This is a genomic window from Curtobacterium sp. VKM Ac-2889 (assembly GCF_015350855.1).
Taxonomy (GTDB): domain Bacteria; phylum Actinomycetota; class Actinomycetes; order Actinomycetales; family Microbacteriaceae; genus Curtobacterium; species Curtobacterium poinsettiae.
This window is the reverse complement of the sequence record NZ_JADKSC010000001.1, coordinates 400,034-417,966: the sequence shown is the minus strand read 5'-3', so window position 1 is coordinate 417,966 and position 17,933 is coordinate 400,034. Positions and strand designations below refer to the sequence as shown.

Here is a 17,933-nt window from a genome sequence, read left to right as displayed (position 1 = left end):
CGCTCGCGTCCCCCGATCCGGCTGGGATCCGGGCCGATTGTCAGGCTTCGACCGGATGTGCAGACATTCCTAGGTCCTGGCTGTGGAGAAGCGCATACTTCGAGTCTCCGAGAATGCGCGCTCGTCGCCGACGTCACCCCGCCTCTCCCAGCAGGAAGAGACGGCCATGCACGCTCTCCACCGCCGACGGGGCTCCCTCCTCGTCGTCTCGGCCGCGGCCGTCGCAGCGTTGATCACCCTCGGCACCGGCGGCGGAGCATCAGCCGCCACGGTCATCGACGGTCCCGTCAACCTCGGCACAGCATCGACCTACGGCGTCCTCGGCGCCAGTGCGGTCACGAACACCGGCCCCTCCGTGGTCAACGGCGACCTCGGCTTGTCGCCGGGCACGTCGATCACGGGCTTCGGCGGTGCACCGAACGGCGTCGTCAACGGCACCACGCACCAGACCGACGCCGCAGCCGCACAGGCCCAGCGCGACACCACCACCGCCTACAACGTCGCCGCGTCGCTCTCCCCGACCCAGACCGGTCTGACCGAGCTGAACGGTCTCTCGCTCTCGCCGGGTGTGTACTCCGGTGGCGCGCTCGCCCTGGCGAACAACGGCGCACTGACCCTGGCCGGCAGCGCGGACTCCGTGTGGGTGTTCCAGGCCGCGTCGACCCTGACCATCGGGTCCGCCAGCCGGATCACGATCACCGGTGGCGCCAGCTCGTGCAACGTCTTCTGGCAGGTCGGCAGCTCGGCCACCGTCGGCACCGGCGCGCAGTTCCAGGGCACCGTCCTGGCACAGCGGTCCGTGACCGCCACCACCGGCGCGACCGTGCAGGGCCGACTGCTGGCCCGCACCGGCGCGGTGACCCTCGACACCAACACGATCACCGCCTCGAACGGTTGCCCCGCCCCGGGCACCCCGTCCGAGTCGCCGACCATCACCTCGGGCACCCCGTCCGACGGCACCGTGGACGTGCCCTACTCGTCCACCGTCACCGCGACCGGCACCCCGAACCCGACCTTCACCGCCACGGGCCTGCCCGACGGCCTGACGATCAACAGCACCACGGGCGTCATCTCGGGTACCCCGACCACCCCGGGTACCTCGACCGTGACGATCACCGCGTCCAACGGGACCAGCCCGGACGACACCCAGACGGTCACCATCACGGTCCGTGCCCCGGCACCGGTGCCCACCGCGACACCCAGCCCGACCGCTCCGGCCGTGGTGCCCACCGACACCCCGACCGGCCCCGCGGGCGCCGGCGGTGGCGGCGGAACCGACCAGCCCACCGGTCAGCTCGCCTTCACCGGATCGGACCCGACCATCCCGCTGAGCATCGCCGCGGCCCTGCTCGCCGCTGGAGCCACGCTCATGGTCCTGCTGCGTCGCCGCCGCCGCACCGTCGGCCGCTTCTGATCCACCCGCACCACCGACGGCCCCGCGACCCTGGTCGCGGGGCCGTCTGCGTGCGGTCACCGGACTCGCGAACGGTCCACGTGCCCGACCGCGCGGGGGCATGCCGACCGACGGCGTCGTCGACGACGTGCCACGGGCCTCCCGGCTCGTCGAGGACGACCCGGTCGTCGCACCCGTGAGGACCCTCAGGTACTGAGCCGTCACGTCATCCTCCAGGACGATCCGGTGCCAACAGCTGTCTCCCTACTGTTGGCGGCGGAGCGTGCGGTGGCGCATGCCCGTCGCACCAGGGGAGATCCGACGTGAACCGTTCGCCGAGACGCCGTTCCACCATCGCGCTGCAGATCGCGTGTTCGACACTCATCGCCGGGGCGCTCGCCGTCTCCGGCACGATCGCGGCACTGCCCGCGACCGCAGCACCGGGCGACGGGCCCACCGCCGCGACGGGGACGACCACGATCACGACCCCGGGCACGCCCGTCGCGCAGGGCGAGGACTGGACCGTGACGCCCACCGACGGCGGGTACACCGTCGTCCTGACCCTCGCCGAGCCCCTGCCGATCCGCGCAGCGGCACCGGTCCTGCTGGTCGACGGCACGGACATCGGCGTGGCGCAGACGAGCCTCGACCAGCGGCAGCTGACGGTCACCACGACCGACCCCACGGTCGCCGACGCCCGCAGCGTCGAACTCGGATGGTCGGGTGCGACCGACCTGCAGGGCAACCGCCAGTCGGCGACCGCACCGCAGACGGTGGCGCCGCGCGAGGCCCCGGCACCCCTGACCGACGACCCCGCTGCAGCGGGCCAGTACGCGGTCACCCGGGCCGACTACGACCTGGGCAACGAGGCCGAGACGATCAAGGGCTTCGGCCGCAAGGGCGAGATGCGTGCCGCGGTCTTCGTCCCGGAGGACGCCCCGGGCAAGCGCCCCGTCGTCGTGTTCTTGCACGGCCGCCACGAGGCCTGCGTCGGCGGCACCGAGAACCCCAGGGCGTGGCCGTGCGGGAAGGGCCAGACGGACATCCCGAGCTACCTCGGCTACAACGCCGCGGCGACCGCGCTCGCCAGCCACGGCAACGTCGTCGTGTCGATCTCCGCGAACGCGATCAACGCCCTCGACGGCAGCTACTCGGACGACGGCGGAGCGGTGGCCCGCGGCCAGCTCGTCCTCGACCACCTCAGCCTGCTCCAGCGCGCCGACGCCGGGCAGGAACCCCGCCTGTCACCGCTGCTGACCGGCAAGCTCGACCTGCAGCACGTCGGGCTGATGGGGCACTCGCGCGGCGGTGACGGCGTGGTCCGAGCGGCCCTGCTCAACATGCAGCGCACCAGCCCCTTCGGCATCCGTGCCGTCCTGCCCCTGGCGCCGACCGACTTCGGGCGCATGACCCTGCCGGACACGAACACGGCGGTGGTCCTGCCGTACTGCGACGGTGACGTGTCCGACCTGCAGGGCCAGCACTTCTACGACGACTCCCGCACGGCCTTCGGGGACGACGTGCTGCGCTCCTCGGTCCTGGTGATGGGCGCGAACCACAACTTCTTCAACACGACGTGGACCCCGGGCAAGTACGCGAAGGCGTCGTCGGACGACTGGTACGACGAGTCCGACGCGGTCTGCGGCGCGAAGGCGAAGCACACCACCCGACTGTCGTCCGACCAGCAGTACGCCGTCGGCACGAGCCTGATCAGCGGGTTCTTCCGCCTGACGCTCGACGGTGAGCAGCAGTTCCTGCCGATGTTCGACGGCACCGACCGGCAGCCCGCCGCCCTGGGCGCGGCGGACATCCGGGTGACGGCCTCGCAGCCCGGCGCGAGCCGACGTGACCTGGCCCTGTTCGACACGACGAACCCGGCGGTCACCACCACCGGTGCCCTGACGGCGAAGACCTGCGCGAGCACCGACAACCTGCCCGCGAAGCAGACGCTGCCGGCGTGCGTCTCGATCACGTCGAACGCCCCGGACTACACGCCCGCGTTCCTGGCCTCCTCGGTGCCGGCGACCCCGGCCCTGCACGTCACGCCCACCAAGGCGGCGACCGGCGGACAGGTGCATGTCCCGGTGGCCCCGACGGCCGGTGACTTCACCGGGTTCCAGGCGCTGTCGCTCCGGCTCACCCCGGACGACACGGCGACGACGAACGCCGACGTCTCGATCAGCCTCCGCGACGCCACGGGGGCCGTGGCGACCCGACGCGTGTCGGACACCAGCCGTGCCGGTCAGCTGCTCCCCGGCACCCGGACAGCGCCGCGCAAGACGATCCTGCAGCAGGCACGCATCCCGCTCGACGCGTTCACCGGCATCGACCTGGCGTCGGTGCGCGAGGTGACGATCGACGTCCCGCAGAAGAACAGCGGGATGCTGCTGAGCGACCTCTCGCTCCTGCCCGCAGCGACCCTCGGTACCCCGGTGGTCACGAACCGTCCCACCGCCCGCATCGCCGACCGCTTCGTCGACGAGGGGCGCACCCGCACGGTCGTCCGGGCAGCGGTCGTGCTCTCGCGGCCGGCCGAACAGGCGACGACGGTCTCCTTCGACCTCGACCAGGCGTCGGACAACCGCATCCGTCCGGCGATGCAGGCCGTCACGTTCCAGCCGGGCGAGGTCTGCCGCGCGGTCGCCGTGTCGGTGAACGGCGACCGCACCCCGTCGTTCTCGCGGACGGCGGACTACCCGATGACGCTCAGCAACACCCGGGGCGGCTCGGTGATCGGCGACTCGATCGGCACCATGCGCATCCGCGAGGACGACGGCGTGCGCGCCGTGGACGGACGCGTGACCGCATCCGCTCCGGCGGTCGGTACCCCGGGCGACGCGTGTGCCGAGGCCCAGGCGACGAGCACCCCGATCGCGGTGACGCCGGTGAGCAGCCGGAAGGGTGCCAAGGTCGCGATCTCGGCGACGGGCTTCCGCGCCGGCGAGTCGGTCACCGTCAGCATCGACGGCGGCCGGGCCACCCGCACGACGGCCAACGCCGCCGGCAAGGTCCGCCTGAAGGTCACGAAGACCGTGGCGGCGCTGGCACCGGGCACGCACGTGGTGCACGCCCGTGGCTACGGCTCGGACCAGCGGGCTCGGGGCACCTTCACGACGACGAAGTAGCCGTGCACGGTCCGGCACCGGTCATCGCGCGCGCCACCACGGCTGACGCGCGCGAGATCGGTGCGTTCCAGGCGCGCTGCTGGGAGCAGACGTACCGCGGGGTGGTGCCGGACGCCTTCCTCGACGGAACGGCTGGTGCCGACCGCGCCGCGCGCTGGGCGGAGCGGATCCGGACACGCACCCGCGGGGTGCTCACCGCGCGGGCCGACGACGGGACCCTGCTCGGCGTCGCGAGCACCGAGCGCCGAGCGGACCCGGCCGGCGGGCTCCCCGAGCTCCAACTCGTCACCCTGTACGTCGACCGGGGTGCGCACGGCACCGGTGTCGCCGCCCTGCTCCTCGACGCGGCCATCGGCGACGAGGACGCACACCTGCTCGTCTTCGCGGCGAACGCCCGTGCGCGCCGGTTCTACGCCAAGCACGGCTTCGTGCCGGAGGGTCCGCGACTGACCGACCCCGGGACGGGGCTCGACGAGGAACGGTGGGTCCGGAGGCGGCCCGTGTGAACCCTCAGGGCGCTCAGGACGCTCCGGCGGCCACGAGGTCGGCGAGCGGGACGTCGTCGCGTGCCACGTCGGCGGCGACCTGGCTCAGGGACCGCTGGGTGGCACGTGCGTAGCGACGGATCATGCCGAACGCCTGCTCGACGTCGACCCCGGCCGCACGTGCGAGGTACCCCTTGGCCTGCTCGATGGCGACCCGGCTGTCGAGGGCACGCTGGAGCTGCTCCGCGGTGAGGGTCGCGTGCTCGAGGGTCCGTTGCTGCAACAGGCTGATCGTCGCGACGTCGGCGAGGGCCTGGGCGGCTCGGGCATCGGCTCCGTTCAGCGCCCCTTCCGTCTCGCGGAACAGGTTCAGCGACCCGACGGTGGTGTCCCGCAGCCGGAGCGGGATGGCGTGGACGCCCGCGTAGCCACGCGCCCGCGACGCCTCGGCGAACCGTGGCCAGTGCTGCCGCAGGTCGTCGGCGTTCTCCGACGTCACCAACCGGCCGGTGGTCACGGCGGTGATGCAGGGCCCCTCGCCGGCGTTGAGCTGGAGCAGGCCGATGAAGCTGCTGCGCTCGCTCGTCGAGGCGACGACCCGCAGCTCGTCGTGCTTGTCGAGCAGGTGGATGGCGCCCGCGGCGGCGTCGAACAGCTCGACGGCCCGGTCGACCAGCGTCTGCAGCACGTCGACCACGTCGTAGTCCGCCACCAGAGAGTCCGTGAGGGTCACGAACGTCTCGACCAGTCGTGCTTCGCGTACCTCGGTCATGTGGGGAACGGTCCTTCCGTCGAGCAGGCGGGACAACCGTAGTCGAGCGGCGGACACGCGGACCTGTGGCTTGCACCCGGGAGCGTGACGGCTCTAGCGTTGGACCAGCAGCCCCAGACCCCGGCCGCCGGAACGTTCTTCCATTCCGATGACGACCAGGGAACCCATGACCACGCAGCACGCCGGTACCAGCCCGCAGCGGGAGACCAGCTCGAAACCCTTCTCCAGCGGCTTCCGGAAGACCGGTTCCCCGGCCGGACCACGGACCGGTGGCACCTCGTCGTACTCCGCGCTGCTGGCGCAGGTGAAGGAAGCCGGGCTGCTCCGTCGCCGTCGGGGCTTCTACTGGGCGCTGTTCACCGCACTCGTCGTCGCCACGGCCGCGTGCTGGGTCGTCTTCGCGTTCCTGGGTGACTCGTGGTTCCAGCTGATCGTGGCCGGTGCGCTGGGGGTGCTGTTCACGCAGTTCGCGTTCCTGTCGCACGAGGCTGCGCACCGTCAGGTGTTCGAGTCCCAGAAGTGGAACGACCGCGCGGGCCGCTGGCTCGGCACGTTCCTGGTGGGGCTGAGCTACTCGTGGTGGATGAACAAGCACACCCGGCACCATGGCAACCCGAACACCGTCGGCAAGGACCCGGACATCGCGCCGGACGCGATCCGCTTCCTGCCCGAGGACGCAGCGGCTGTCAAGAACGGGCCGCTCCGGGTGTTCGTGCAGAACCAGGGCTGGTTGTTCTTCCCGCTGCTCACGCTCGAGGGCATCAACCTGCACCGGGCCGCCGTCATGTCGGTGCTCCGCGGGACGGGCGGACGCAGCGACGTCCGGGGGCGCGTCCTCGAGGGCATCCTGCTGGTGGCGCGGTTCGCGATCTACCTGACGGTGGTGTTCTGGTTCCTGCCGTTCGGGATGGCGTGTGCGTTCCTCGGGGTGCAGCTGGCCGTGTTCGGCGTGATGATGGGTGCCTCGTTCGCCCCGAACCACAAGGGCATGCCGACCATCGCCCACGACGCGAAGGTCGACTTCTTCTCCCGCCAGGTGCGGACTTCGCGCAACATCCGTGGCGGCTGGTGGGTGTCGTTCCTGATGGGTGGGCTCAACTACCAGGTCGAGCACCACCTGTTCCCGTCGATGCCGCGTCCGGCGTTGAAGCAGGCCCGCCTGTTGGTGCGGGACCACTGCGACACCCTCGACGTGCCCTACACGGAGACCACGTTGCTGCGTTCGTACGGCAGCGTCGTCCGGTACCTCAACCGTGTCGGCCTCGCCGCCCGCGACCCCTTCGTCTGCCCCATGGTGACCGAGCTCCGGATCCACTGACACGGCCACCCCGCCCCGCCCGACGCCCACCCCGCCCGACCCCGACCCGCACGCACCACACCCCACCGAAGGAACCACCACCGTGAAGACCGTCATCGTCCTCGTCGTCATCTGGGCCGTCCTGTCCATCGTCGGCTTCGCCCTGAAGGGCCTGCTCTGGCTCGGCATCATCGGCATCGTCCTGCTGCTCGGCACGATCGTCTTCGGCGCCGTCCGCCGCAGCGGCAACAAGGCTCGCAACGCCGGCCGGACCAACTAGTCCGCCACTGGCGAAGCGCACCACCAGCAGGAACCCCCGCACCGACCGCATGCCGACGCCCCCGAACGAACCCGGCCCGCTGCGCGCCGCCGTGGTCGTGAACCCGACCAAGATCGACGCGGCCCGGCTCCGGGCCGTGCTCCGCACCGAGGAGCGCGCGCACGGATGGGACGAGTCGCTCTGGCTCACCACCAGCGCCGACGACGACGGACGCGCGGCCGCCAGGGCGGCGTGCGCGGCACACCCGAGCGTCGTCCTGGTCGCCGGCGGCGACGGCACGCTCCGGATCGTCGCCGAGGAGCTCCGCGGCACCGGGATCCCGGTGGCGCTCCTCCCGAGTGGCACCGGCAACCTGTTCGCGCGCAACCTCGGCCTGCCCCTCGGCGACCTCCAGCGGTCCGTTCGTGCGGGCCTCACCGGGGTCGACCGCCCGATCGACGTCGGACTGGCCGACCTGACCGACCCGGCCGGCGTCACCACGTCCCACGCGTTCCTGGTGATGACCGGCATCGGCCTCGACGCGAGCATGGCGGCGGACACGAACGCCTGGGTCAAGAAGCGCCTGGGGTGGGTGGCCTACTCGGACCCCATCGCCCGGTCCGTCATCGGCAACCGGCAGATCCCGGTGCACTACGGGATCGACGACGCCCCGCTCCGAAGCATGAGCGCGCACACGATCATCGTCGGGAACTGCGGCACGCTGACCGCCGGCATCCTGCTGCTGCCCGCGGCGCGACCGGACGACGGGGTCCTCGACGCCGTGGCGTTCCGGCCCGCCGGGTGGTTCGGGTGGACGAAGGTCGGGTACGCCCTGACGCTCAACCGGTTCTTCTCGCGCACCCGGTTCGGGCGGCTCCTGGCCCGGGTCCTGCCGACGTCACGTGCGCTCCGGTACACCCGGGCGCGGACGCTCCGGCTGACCGTCGACACCCCCGAGCGCGTGCAGCTCGACGGCGATGCGTTCGGCGAGGTGGTCGCGGTGACGCTCACCACCGACCACCACGGCCTGGTGCTGCGGACGGAGCCGGACGGGCCGCGGACCCGACGGGCCTAGCCGGTGCTGCCGAGGTCGGCGCCCCGGTGCACGACGTCCTCGGCCAGCGCGCGGAGGCTGCGGCCGGCGTCGGCCGCAGCACCTCGCAGCAGCTGGAACGCCTCGTCCATCCGGATGCCCCGCCGGTAGGCGAGCGCACCCTTCGCCTGCTCGACGAGCACCCGCGCCCCGAGGGCGTCCTCGACCCGGTCCTCGATCGTGACGGGGCCACCACGGTCCCGCTGGCGCACGAGGGCAGCCGAAGCGGCGTCGGCGAGCAGCTGGATCAGCACGACGTCCTCGTCGCTGTGGCCGCGGGTGTGGTCGGCGAAGACGCACAGCGAGCCGATCGTCCGGTCCCGCAACCGGATCGGCTCGGCGAACGTGCCCTGCAGCCCGCGGTCACGCATCGTCGTCACGAATGCCGGCCACTCCGACTCGTGCGTCGACACGTCGGCCACGTCGACGGTCGTGCCGGTCCGGTAGCAGTCGAGGCACGAGCCCTCGTCCGTCCCGAGCTGGGCTTCTTCGGCCTCGCTGCTGCGCTCACTCGTCGAGGCCAGGACCTGCAGTGTGCCGAACCGGTCCGCGATGACGATGCCTGCCTCGATCGCCGAGGTCGCCTCGACGCACGCCGCGATGACGCGGTCCACGGCGTCGAGCACGTCGAGACCCGGCTCCAAGACCCGCGCGACCCGGTCCGGGAAAGCGGTCTCGTCACTCGTCGTCATGCACCCGACGCTACGACGAGACCGTTGGCGCACCGCCCAGCCAGTTCGCGTACCGGACGACCGGTACCGGCCTGCGAGGACACGATCGACGCCCGCGTCCGTCGAAGTGCGGACTGGTGCGAACCCTGAGCAAGGGGCAAGGATGGCGCATCAGTTGCACAACGCAACTGGTAGGTGCTTCACCGACAGAGGAGTCGTCATGAAGAAGTCCATCGCAGCCGCGTTCGCCGCGGTCGCCGTCATCACCGCCGGCGTGTTCGCCGCTTCGCCCGCGTCCGCGCTGCCCGTCAGCACGAAGGTCGTCGGCGGCGAGAAGGCCCCCACCACCTCGTGGGCCGTGCAGCTCGAAGCATCCGGCGGCTCCATCCCCTCGGGGTACGTCAGCAACTGCACCGGCGAGCAGCTCAACGCCTCGTGGGTCCTCACCGCCCGGCACTGCATCGACGGGATCGGCGCGATGCGGGTCTACCACTCCAACTCCACCGTCAACCGCGGCACGGCCGTCTCGGTCGACCGCATCAGCACCTCGCCCGCCGGAGACATCGCGCTCGTGCACCTGCGGACCGCCTACCCGCTGTCCACCTACGCACCCCTCGACCTCACCGCGACCGCCAAGTCGAGCGGCACCGGCACCATCCAGGGCTACGGCCTGCGGGCCAACGCCACCCAGTCCGACGGCCTGTACCAGGCCACCGTCTCGCTCACCGGCGCGAGCACCGACGCCTTCAGCGGTCGGGCCCAGCACCTCACCGGCGTGACCGGTGCCTCGAACCACGGCGACTCGGGCGGCCCGCTGCTCGTCAACGGCAAGGTCGTCGCCGTCTGCTCCACCGGCGACAGCGCCGACCCCGGCGCCAACACCAAGGCCGGCTCCAACTACGCCCTGCTGTCGCAGGCCTCGTCCTGGATCAAGACCACGGCCGGCGTCTGAACCAGCTGACCCACTGGAGGCGCGGTGCCAGCTGGCACCGCGCCTCCAGTGGCGTCCACACCCGTCTTCAGGGCGCGGGGTCGCCTGCGCCCGCCAGCTGCCAGCTGAGCGCCCGTCCGGGGCACGACGACGACAGTGGGGCCATGAGCCAGTACGAGAAGCGCGATCCGAACACCCTCTACCCGGCACCGCCGTACCCGAAGCAGGAACAGTCGCTGCCGGGCGCCGCGTGGAAGATGGAACCGAAGCCCGACCACGGCGAGGACAGCTACGTCGGGCTCGGCCGCCTGAAGGGGTACCGCGGCGTCGTCACCGGTGCCGACTCCGGTATCGGCCGTGCCGCCGCCATCGCCCTGTCACGCGAAGGCGCGGACCTGGTGCTCTCCTACCTGCCGGATGAGCAGGAGGACGCGGAACAGGTCCGCGACCTGCTCGAGTCCGAGGGCCGTCGGGCCGTGCTGTTCCCCGGGGACATCTCCGACGAGCAGTACTGCACGGACCTGGTGCAGAAGGGCGTCGACGAGTTCGGCGGCCTCGACACCCTGGTGATGGTCGCGGGCCGCATGGAGAGCAACGACGACATCCTCACGCTCGACACCTCGATGTTCGACTCCACCTTCAAGACCAACATCTACTCGCTGTTTTGGCTGACCAAGGCCGCGGTTCCCCACCTGGAGCCCGGGTCGACCATCGTGACGACCGGTTCGATCCAGGCGTCCACGCCGTCCCCGGACAAGATCGACTACGCGGTGTCGAAGGGTGCGATCAAGCTCTTCACCGAGGCCGTCGCGCAGCAGCTCGCGCCGAAGGGCATCCGGGTCAACTCCGTCGCGCCCGGCCCGGTGTGGACGCCGCTGCAGCCGGGTTCCGACGACGCCGAGACGGTGTCGCACTTCGGCGAGAGCTCGCCGTTCGGCCGTCCCGGTCAGCCCGCCGAGCTCGGTGCCGCCTACGTGCACCTGGTCAGCCCGGAGTCGAGCTACCAGTCCGGGTCGACGATCACGATCGCCGGTGGGACGCCGGCGTTCTGACCTGGCGTTCTTGCGTTCGAGGAAGGGGACCACGTGTCCGGAGTGACGCACACCGTGCTGGTCGAGTGGGACGGGGCAAACCGTTCCGCCGAGGCCTCGGCCCTGTCGCGTGCGCACCTGCCACGGGTCGAGGGGGTCGAGTCGGTGCAGTCCGGCACCAGCGTGAGTACCGAGGGACTGGAGGGCGGGTTCCACTGGATGCTCGTCGTCCGCTTCCGTGATCGTGTCGCGCTCGCCGGGTACCTGCCGCACCCGGAGCACCGGCCGGTGGCGGACTTCATCGGGGCGGCGAGTGCGCGGGTCGTCGTGTTCGACGTCGAGGACGCCGACTGATCACCGCGCCGGAAGCTGTGTAACGCTCTGGTTGCGATGGCGACCGAGGGGTTCCGTTCCCCGTGGAGGCTCGAAGTACGGTGGATCGGCCATCGCAACGGCGCGGGGGTCACCGGTCGGCGCCGCTTCGTCGCGCCCACGCCGGTCGGGTCCCCGCCTGCGGGCGGGGACCCGTTCGACGTCCACCCACGGAAGGACCAGACGATGATCGGCAACCAGACCCTGTGAACAGCACCATCCGGACCGCCGGCGTGACCCTCGGACTCCTCGCGGCGGCGACGCTGACCGCGTGTTCCGGGCCGTCCGCTCCGACGCCGACCCGGACCGTGACCGCGACGGTGACGCCGACCCCGACGGCCGACCCCGGCACCCCGACGCCCACGCCGTCCCCGACTGCGACGGGAACGGCGTTCGACCTGTCGGACCCGGCAACCTGGACCATCTCCACGAAGGAGGTCGGGCCGATCGCGCTGGGCGGCGAGGTGGAGGGGGAGATCGACGACCTGGCAGCCGCCTACACCCGGAGCACGGATGCGTGTCCGGCCAGCCCGGAGACGACGTTCTGGAACCGAGATGACGCTCCCGGCCTCATCGTCATCCCCCGCGACGGCAAGGTCGTGGGCGTGACCATCGGTGGGCTGGGGCCGGATCCGGTGACGACGAACTCGCCCGAGACCGACGCCGGGATCGGCATCGGCACGCCCCTGACCGAGGTGCGCTCCGCGTACCCGGACCTGCAGTACACCGGCACCTACGGTGAGGACCAGGGGCCGTACTCGATGTGGAGCGTGCAGGCCGACGGACGCTACATGACGTTCCAGCTCGGGACGGACGGCGCCACCGTGGGCGCGATCTGGGTGGGGTCGACCGCGATGTTGCCGTACGAGTACTGCGCCTGAGGTACCCGGGCCCGGAGCATCGCGGCTGGCAGGATGACGTGCATGGCCAGCGCAGTCCGTCTCATCCGGTCCGACGTCCTGAGCGATGTGGCGCAGTACGCGTACGCGTCGACCGTGCCGAGCGGGACGCGGCTCGTGTTCCTCGCCGGGGCCTGCCCGCTCGCCCCTGATGGGTCGACCGTCGCGGTCGGGGACTACGCGGGCCAGGCCGCCAGGTGCATCGAGACGATGCAGCAGGCGTTGCGTGCCGCTGACGCGTCCATCCAGGACGTCGTGAGCACCCGCGTGCTCGTGGCGTCCTCGCGACAGGCCGACCTCGTCACCGCGTGGGACGTTGTCCGCGACGCCTTCGGCACGCACGACGTGCCGAGCACCCTGCTCGGGGTCACGGCGCTCGGCTACGACGACCAGCTGGTCGAGATCGAGGCGGTCGCGGCGGTCCCGGACGATCTGCCCGTGTGACGGTGCAGAGCGCTCCTTGGACCACCTGGACTGCCCGATCCGGTCCGTCGGTGTCCTGCCCGGTGCTCCGGCCGGCCTCAGAAGCCGGGACCGGCTTTGACCAGGGCGATGCCGACTCCGACGAGTGCGAGGACGATGCCGGCGGCGAACGTGCGCGGGGACGGCTTCTCCCCGCGGAGCCGGGCCACGACGGGGCCGAGGAGGGCGAGCCGGACCACGAGGTACGCGATCGCGAGGATCTCGGCCACCAGCCCGGACGCGCCGGTCAGCCAGGCGTAGGCGAGGACGGCCGCCGGGACGAGACCGGAGGTGAGGACGGGCAGCGAGTCGCGCAGCTCGGCTCCGATGGTCTCCCCGGCGAGCCGTTGGTCACTCCGCGCACGGCGGCCGACCAACTCGGCGAAGGTGTGCGCCAGGAAGGTCGAGAACGCGGTGGCGAGGACGTACCAGAGCCCCCGACCACTCGCGGCGGTGTCCGGGACCATCGGTGCGATCGTGCCCAGGATCACGATGTTCCCGTACGCGAACGCCGTGATGCGGCTCGAGGCGTCCTCACGCGACAGACGCTTCCGTGCCGTTGGTCTCGCCGCACGCCTGGTGCCCGGCGTCGTGTCCGGGTCTCCTGCCGAGACGGCGGTGCCGAGGCGTCCGTGCGGGCTCAGTAGTACTCACCCTGTCGGTAGTCCCAGCTGGTGAACGTGTCGGCGAGCAGCCCCATGATCCGGTCGACGTCGAGCCCCTTGCGGATGAGCGTGGGGGCGGGAGTGATCGAGCGCTGTCCGTCCTGCACCGGGATCAGGGTTCCCGAGCTGTCGACCATCGACACCATGACGCCCTGCTCGTAGCGGGTCTCGGTGCTCTTCTCCGGCTGGATGGACGCGACGTAGTCGTCCGCCTCGACGATCACGTCGGCACGTTCGGCGATGCGCTCCCCGATGCCGTCGACCACACCGCGGTTGCCGGTGCCCGACGGGTTGGCGGAGCTCGCGAAGGCGAACTTGCCGTGCTCCGTCCAGAGCTCGCGGGCGGCGAGCTCGCCAGGGACGCCGAACTTGATGACGAAGCAGGACGTGCCGCGGGTGTCCATCATCAGGTCGTCCGAGCCGTCGGTCGGCAGCGCGGCCCGGCCCTGGTCGCTCCAGGGCAGGATGCAGCCGAGCAGGATGTCCTCGTCCCAGCACCGCTGGTACAGGGCGTCGATCTCGGGGGTGAGCTGTGCGATGCTGCGCAGCATCTCGAGCGAGCTCACGAGGACGACGCCGGGCTTGTTCCGGTTGCGCTCCTTGGCGTCGAACTTCCGCTCCAGGCCCGCGCGGTCCGAGGTCATCAGGATGTAGCCGACCTTGGTGGGGACCACCGCCAGTCCGCCGTCGTGGAGCAGCGCGTCCACTGCGCTCCGGGGCACGCCGCCGGTCCAGTGCACTCGGTTCATGCTGACCTGCGTGTCGTCGTTCATGCCCGTCCTCGTTCCGCTCTCGATACCAGACGATCGTCTGACAGCGGGAGCCTATGGACGCCGGTCGAGCCGGACAAGGGCGGTGGGAGCGACCTGTGGGCCTTCTCCGAAGGGTTCAGGCGGTCTCGCAGCGAAGGGCCGAGGGACCAGCACGTGTCCTGAGTCCCTCGGTGCTTCGTCAGTGGTGGGTCAGTGCTGCTTCCGTCGACGGGCCTGCAGGGTGATCACACCGACGCCGGTCAGTGCGAGTCCCGCCGCCCACGGCAGCAGGTGCATCGCGTCGCTCCCGGTGTAGGCCAGTCGACCGGTCGGGGCTGCGGCGGCGATGGCGCCCGTCGGAGTGGCGGGGGTCACCACGGTCGAAGCGGTCGGACGGACGTCCACCGTGAACGCGGTCGCGAAGCTGCTCGACGCGACGGTCAGGGCGTGGGTCGACGCGTGCGGGAACGTCACTTCGGCACCTGCCCACGGGTCGGTGTTCGGCACGATGACGTCGGAGGCGTGGTCGGACGTCACCGTGAACGGTGCCGGGTAGCCGTCGGCGTCGTCGACCTCGTTGCCGAAACGGTCGACGAGGTTGCCGCTGACCAGCAGGGTGCCGCCCTGGTCGATGGTCGGCTGCCCGCCCTCGAAGCCGGCGCCGAAGACGGTGTACCCGCCGTCGGGGTCGTGGGTGGTCTCGTTCTGGAAGGTCCAGACGGCGCCGTTGCGTTCGATGACCCAGCTCGTGGAGTGCGCGGTGAGGAACGTGTCCTTGTCCTCTGCCGTGACCCGCACGCCGAGTGGTGTCGTCGCGTCCACGGTGATGTTCACGAACTGCGAGGCCGTCGTCGAGCCGGTGGTCGCGTCGATGCGGAACGCGTACGTGCCCGAGTACCTGGTCGTGCCGGACAGCACGCCGGTGGCGTGGTCGAGCGACAGCCCGTAGGGGAGGTAGCTCGATTCGTCCTGGCCGGGCTCGTCGCCGTACGGGTCGTCGAGCGAGTAGTACTCGGCCGAGTACGTCGGCTTCGGGAACCCGTCCGCGGCGAACGTGTGGGCGAAGCGCTCACCGGCCGTCGTCGTCAGCATGACCGGCTCGTCCTCGGTGGACGCATCGGGGAACGACGGTGTCTGGGTGACTGGGGCGGTCGTCGCGGTCGCGGTCTGGCCGTCGTCACCCGTGATCGTGACGGTGATGACCTTGCCCGCGTCGGCAGCGGTGACGACGTACGACCCGGTCGTGACGGGCAGGGCGGTGCCGTCGCTCGTCCATGCGTAGGACAACGTGCCGGTGAAGTCCGTCCCCGTCGCGGTCAGCGTGCTGCCCACGGTCGCGTCCCCGGTGATGGTCGCCCCTGGTGTGGCGGCGGGGTCCGCGGCAGGAGTCGACGTCGCCGGGGCGGTCGGAGTGCTGCTGGGCGCGGTGGTTTCGTCCGCGGGCGCTTCCGTGTCGTCAGCGGCTTCCGGAACGGGCGTGGCAGGAGTCGTCGCCGTGGGCGCGGACTCGGCGGCGTCCGCAACGGTGACGGTGCCCTCGGCGGGGGTGACGTCGGAGCTGGGCGACGTGCTCGCCGACGTTTCCGGCAGCTCGGCGGCGGTGGCGGACAGTGCCCCGAAGCCGGTGCTCAGTCCGATGACGGCGATCGTCGCGCCGATCGCGCATGCGCGTCGGAATGATGCAGTGCTGTGTGGCATGGGTTGTCCCCTCGGGTGTGCCGTCCGACAACAGCCGGACGAGTGCGATCGCCGGAAGCCGGCGCTCTCGGATCGTAGCCAACCTGTGAGGCGTCTTTGAGCCGCAGGGTGCGCATCACCCGCGAAGTGGGGGAGCCGCGTCGCATCGCGGTCGTGCAGCACCCTCGCCGTGAACGGGGTCCGCGCGATCGACGTCGGGAGCGGGTCCGTCACGGTGGTGGCGCTCCCGGTGGCCCTCGGGCTGGTCCTGCTCGTCCTCCACAGTCGTGGTTCCCTTGCGCTTTCACCGCGGAAACCTGTGCGGCCCGCTCGCTAGTCCGGCCACGAGGAGCCCGGACACGCCGACCCGCACGGAACGCCGCCCGACCCGCCCCCGCCCCCGCCTCACCCCACCAATGACTGCGTCCCCACCACAACAGCCAGCGCCAGCCGCTCCGCATCCACCGACCCGGGCTCCGCCGTGTACGCCAGGATCCGCAGGTCCTCCGGCCCGACGACCAGGGTGTCGCAGTCCAGGGTGAGCAGCCCGACGTCCGGGTGGTCGATCACCTTCCGCCGGGCGGTCTCGCCCGGCGCGGTCCCGCCCGAGTCCCACAGCTCAACGAACCGCGGGCTCGCCGCCCGCAGCTCCCGCACGAGGTGCTGCAGCTGGCGGTCGAGCGGGTAGCGGGCTGCGGTCATCCGGAGCCCCGCCACCAGGTTCGCCTCGAACACCGCCTGCTCCTGTGGTGTGTGCACGGCACGGCTGCCGGAGCCGACCAGGTGCCGCCACGTCGTGTTCCGGTTGTTCCCGCGCAGCGCGTCGACCGGCCCCATCAGTGCGTCGTACGGGGCGTTGGCGACGAGCAGGTTGCCCGCGGCGTCGAGCACCGCGACCGGGGTGTCCGCCAGGCGGTCGAGCAGTCGCTGCACGCTCGGCGGGATCCGCGACGGCACCACGTCGGCGCCCGGGACCGCGTGCCCGGCGAGCCGGTAGAGCAGCTCGCGGTTGGCATCGGTGACCCGGAGCGCCCGCACGAGCGCCTCGACGACCTGGGCCGATGGCGAGGTCGCGCGCCCCTGCTCGAGCCGGGTCAGGTAGTCGGCGGAGATCCCCGCGAGCTGTGCCAGCTCTTCTCGACGCAGCCCGGCCGCTCTCCGACGCGGCCCGACGACCACGCCGACGGCATCGGGAGAGACGTGGTCGCGCAGCCGCCGCAGGGTGTGCCCGAAGTCCGTGTCCGCCATGCCCCCAGTCTGCGCGCGCCGAGCGGCCGGGTCCTGGCCCTGCCGGTCCTACGACAACCGGTCGACTCCCTGCGGTCGTCGCCGAGTACGACGCTGGACCCATGACAACGACACTCATCACCGGGGCCACCCGCGGCCTCGGCCGGGAAACCGCCCGTCAGCTCGTCGAGGCGGGCCACTCCGTCTGGATCGGCGCACGGAACGCCGACCAGGGCGCCGCGGTCGCCGCCGAGATCGGCGCCCGCTCCGTCCAGCTCGACGTCCGCGACGACGACTCGGTCGCCGCGGCCTTCGCCCACGTCGACGCGAACGGCGGACTCGACGTGCTGGTCAACAACGCCGGCATCGCCGTCTGGGGGCAGAACGGCCCCGAGGCGCTCGCCGTCTTCGACACGAACGCCGTCGGCACGATCCGCGCGACCGAGGCCGCGCTGCCGCTCCTGCGTCGTTCGGCGAACCCGATCGTGGTGAACCTGTCGAGCGCGCTCGGCTCCTTCACCGCCACCCACGACCCGTCGAAGCCGGCGTCCACCGTTCCTGCCGTGGTCTACGGGGCGTCCAAGGCCGCCGTCTCGATGCTGACGGTGCAGTACGCACGCGTCGTGCCCGAGGTGCACTTCGTCGCGATTGAGCCCGGGTACACGGCCACCGAGTTCGGTGGTATGCCGAACCCGCACGGTCGCCCCGTCGAGGTCAGCGCCGCGACGATCGCGGCCGCCGCGAGCGCGGGCCCGGAGGGCCCCACCGGCGTGTTCCTGGAGGACGGCCAGACGCTCGGGTGGTGACGAAGAGACGGACTGG

At 71.6% G+C, this 17,933-nt stretch carries 18 protein-coding genes; 12 read left to right on the top strand and 6 right to left on the bottom strand.

Going from position 1 to position 17,933, the window contains the following annotated elements; translation table 11 throughout:
• Positions 1 to 166 precede the first annotated feature (166 nt).
• From ITJ50_RS02120 to ITJ50_RS17730, 3 genes are all read left to right on the top strand, one after another.
• Positions 167 to 1,414: an ice-binding family protein gene (locus tag ITJ50_RS02120; RefSeq protein WP_194589821.1), complete on the top strand. Its 1,248-nt coding sequence runs from the start codon at positions 167 to 169 to the stop codon at positions 1,412 to 1,414.
• A 302-nt stretch (positions 1,415 to 1,716) separates the two neighbouring features.
• On the top strand, positions 1,717 to 4,518 hold the full coding sequence (locus ITJ50_RS17735) for a hypothetical protein (RefSeq protein WP_194589820.1): 2,802 nt from the start codon (positions 1,717 to 1,719) through the stop codon (positions 4,516 to 4,518).
• Between the two features lie 2 nt (positions 4,519 to 4,520).
• A complete protein-coding gene (locus ITJ50_RS17730) occupies positions 4,521 to 5,024 on the top strand; it encodes a GNAT family N-acetyltransferase (RefSeq protein WP_323749871.1) in 504 nt (167 codons plus the stop codon).
• Between the two features lie 13 nt (positions 5,025 to 5,037).
• Here ITJ50_RS17730 and ITJ50_RS02105 read toward each other — a convergent pair whose 3' ends face one another.
• Positions 5,038 to 5,775, bottom strand: a complete 738-nt coding sequence (locus tag ITJ50_RS02105) for a GAF and ANTAR domain-containing protein (RefSeq protein WP_017887582.1) — start codon at positions 5,773 to 5,775, stop codon at positions 5,038 to 5,040.
• A 166-nt stretch (positions 5,776 to 5,941) separates the two neighbouring features.
• On the opposite strand from ITJ50_RS02105, the gene ITJ50_RS02100 reads away from it, so the two are divergent.
• The 3 genes from ITJ50_RS02100 (at position 5,942) to ITJ50_RS02090 (ending at position 8,406) form a co-directional block, all read left to right on the top strand.
• Positions 5,942 to 7,093, top strand: a complete 1,152-nt coding sequence (locus ITJ50_RS02100) for a fatty acid desaturase family protein (protein ID WP_194589819.1) — start codon at positions 5,942 to 5,944, stop codon at positions 7,091 to 7,093.
• 82 nt (positions 7,094 to 7,175) lie between these two features.
• Positions 7,176 to 7,352, top strand: coding sequence for a hypothetical protein (locus ITJ50_RS02095; protein ID WP_017887580.1), 177 nt, complete (start codon positions 7,176 to 7,178; stop codon positions 7,350 to 7,352).
• 49 nt (positions 7,353 to 7,401) lie between these two features.
• On the top strand, positions 7,402 to 8,406 hold the full coding sequence (locus tag ITJ50_RS02090) for a diacylglycerol/lipid kinase family protein (protein WP_056073268.1): 1,005 nt from the start codon (positions 7,402 to 7,404) through the stop codon (positions 8,404 to 8,406).
• On the opposite strand, the gene ITJ50_RS02085 is transcribed toward ITJ50_RS02090, so the two are convergent.
• Entirely contained in the window at positions 8,403 to 9,116 is a 714-nt protein-coding gene (locus ITJ50_RS02085) for a GAF and ANTAR domain-containing protein (protein ID WP_194589818.1), read from the bottom strand. The two genes, ITJ50_RS02090 and ITJ50_RS02085, sit on opposite strands and share 4 nt — an antisense overlap.
• A 199-nt stretch (positions 9,117 to 9,315) precedes the next feature.
• Between ITJ50_RS02085 and ITJ50_RS02080 the strand changes: the two genes are divergently transcribed.
• From ITJ50_RS02080 to ITJ50_RS02060, 5 genes are all read left to right on the top strand, one after another.
• Entirely contained in the window at positions 9,316 to 10,047 is a 732-nt protein-coding gene (locus ITJ50_RS02080; RefSeq protein ID WP_017887577.1) for a S1 family peptidase, read from the top strand.
• 143 nt (positions 10,048 to 10,190) lie between these two features.
• Positions 10,191 to 11,078, top strand: a complete 888-nt coding sequence (locus ITJ50_RS02075) for an SDR family oxidoreductase (protein ID WP_194589817.1) — start codon at positions 10,191 to 10,193, stop codon at positions 11,076 to 11,078.
• 33 nt (positions 11,079 to 11,111) lie between these two features.
• On the top strand, positions 11,112 to 11,411 hold the full coding sequence (locus ITJ50_RS02070) for a Dabb family protein (protein WP_194589816.1): 300 nt from the start codon (positions 11,112 to 11,114) through the stop codon (positions 11,409 to 11,411).
• A 224-nt stretch (positions 11,412 to 11,635) separates the two neighbouring features.
• Positions 11,636 to 12,310 carry a hypothetical protein gene (locus ITJ50_RS02065; RefSeq protein ID WP_071251748.1) on the top strand — a complete coding sequence of 225 codons (675 nt, stop codon included), beginning with the start codon at positions 11,636 to 11,638 and terminating at the stop codon, positions 12,308 to 12,310.
• Between the two features lie 42 nt (positions 12,311 to 12,352).
• Positions 12,353 to 12,772: a RidA family protein gene (locus ITJ50_RS02060; protein WP_194589815.1), complete on the top strand. Its 420-nt coding sequence runs from the start codon at positions 12,353 to 12,355 to the stop codon at positions 12,770 to 12,772.
• 77 nt (positions 12,773 to 12,849) lie between these two features.
• On the opposite strand, the gene ITJ50_RS02055 is transcribed toward ITJ50_RS02060, so the two are convergent.
• The 4 genes from ITJ50_RS02055 to ITJ50_RS02040 form a co-directional block, all read right to left on the bottom strand.
• A complete protein-coding gene (locus ITJ50_RS02055; protein ID WP_240048690.1) occupies positions 12,850 to 13,281 on the bottom strand; it encodes a hypothetical protein in 432 nt (143 codons plus the stop codon).
• Between the two features lie 149 nt (positions 13,282 to 13,430).
• The gene (locus ITJ50_RS02050; protein ID WP_017887570.1) at positions 13,431 to 14,228 is read right to left on the bottom strand and encodes an L-threonylcarbamoyladenylate synthase; all 798 of its coding nucleotides are present in this window, start codon (positions 14,226 to 14,228) and stop codon (positions 13,431 to 13,433) included.
• A gap of 189 nt (positions 14,229 to 14,417) precedes the next feature.
• Positions 14,418 to 15,905 (bottom strand): putative Ig domain-containing protein, encoded by a 1,488-nt coding sequence (locus ITJ50_RS02045; RefSeq protein WP_042541237.1) that lies wholly within the window; start codon positions 15,903 to 15,905, stop codon positions 14,418 to 14,420.
• A 384-nt stretch (positions 15,906 to 16,289) separates the two neighbouring features.
• Complete coding sequence (locus tag ITJ50_RS02040; protein ID WP_194589814.1) at positions 16,290 to 17,132, bottom strand: helix-turn-helix transcriptional regulator; 843 nt, start codon at positions 17,130 to 17,132, stop codon at positions 16,290 to 16,292.
• A gap of 101 nt (positions 17,133 to 17,233) precedes the next feature.
• Between ITJ50_RS02040 and ITJ50_RS02035 the strand changes: the two genes are divergently transcribed.
• Positions 17,234 to 17,917: an SDR family NAD(P)-dependent oxidoreductase gene (locus ITJ50_RS02035; protein ID WP_194589813.1), complete on the top strand. Its 684-nt coding sequence runs from the start codon at positions 17,234 to 17,236 to the stop codon at positions 17,915 to 17,917.
• The last annotated feature ends 16 nt before the right edge of the window (positions 17,918 to 17,933 follow it).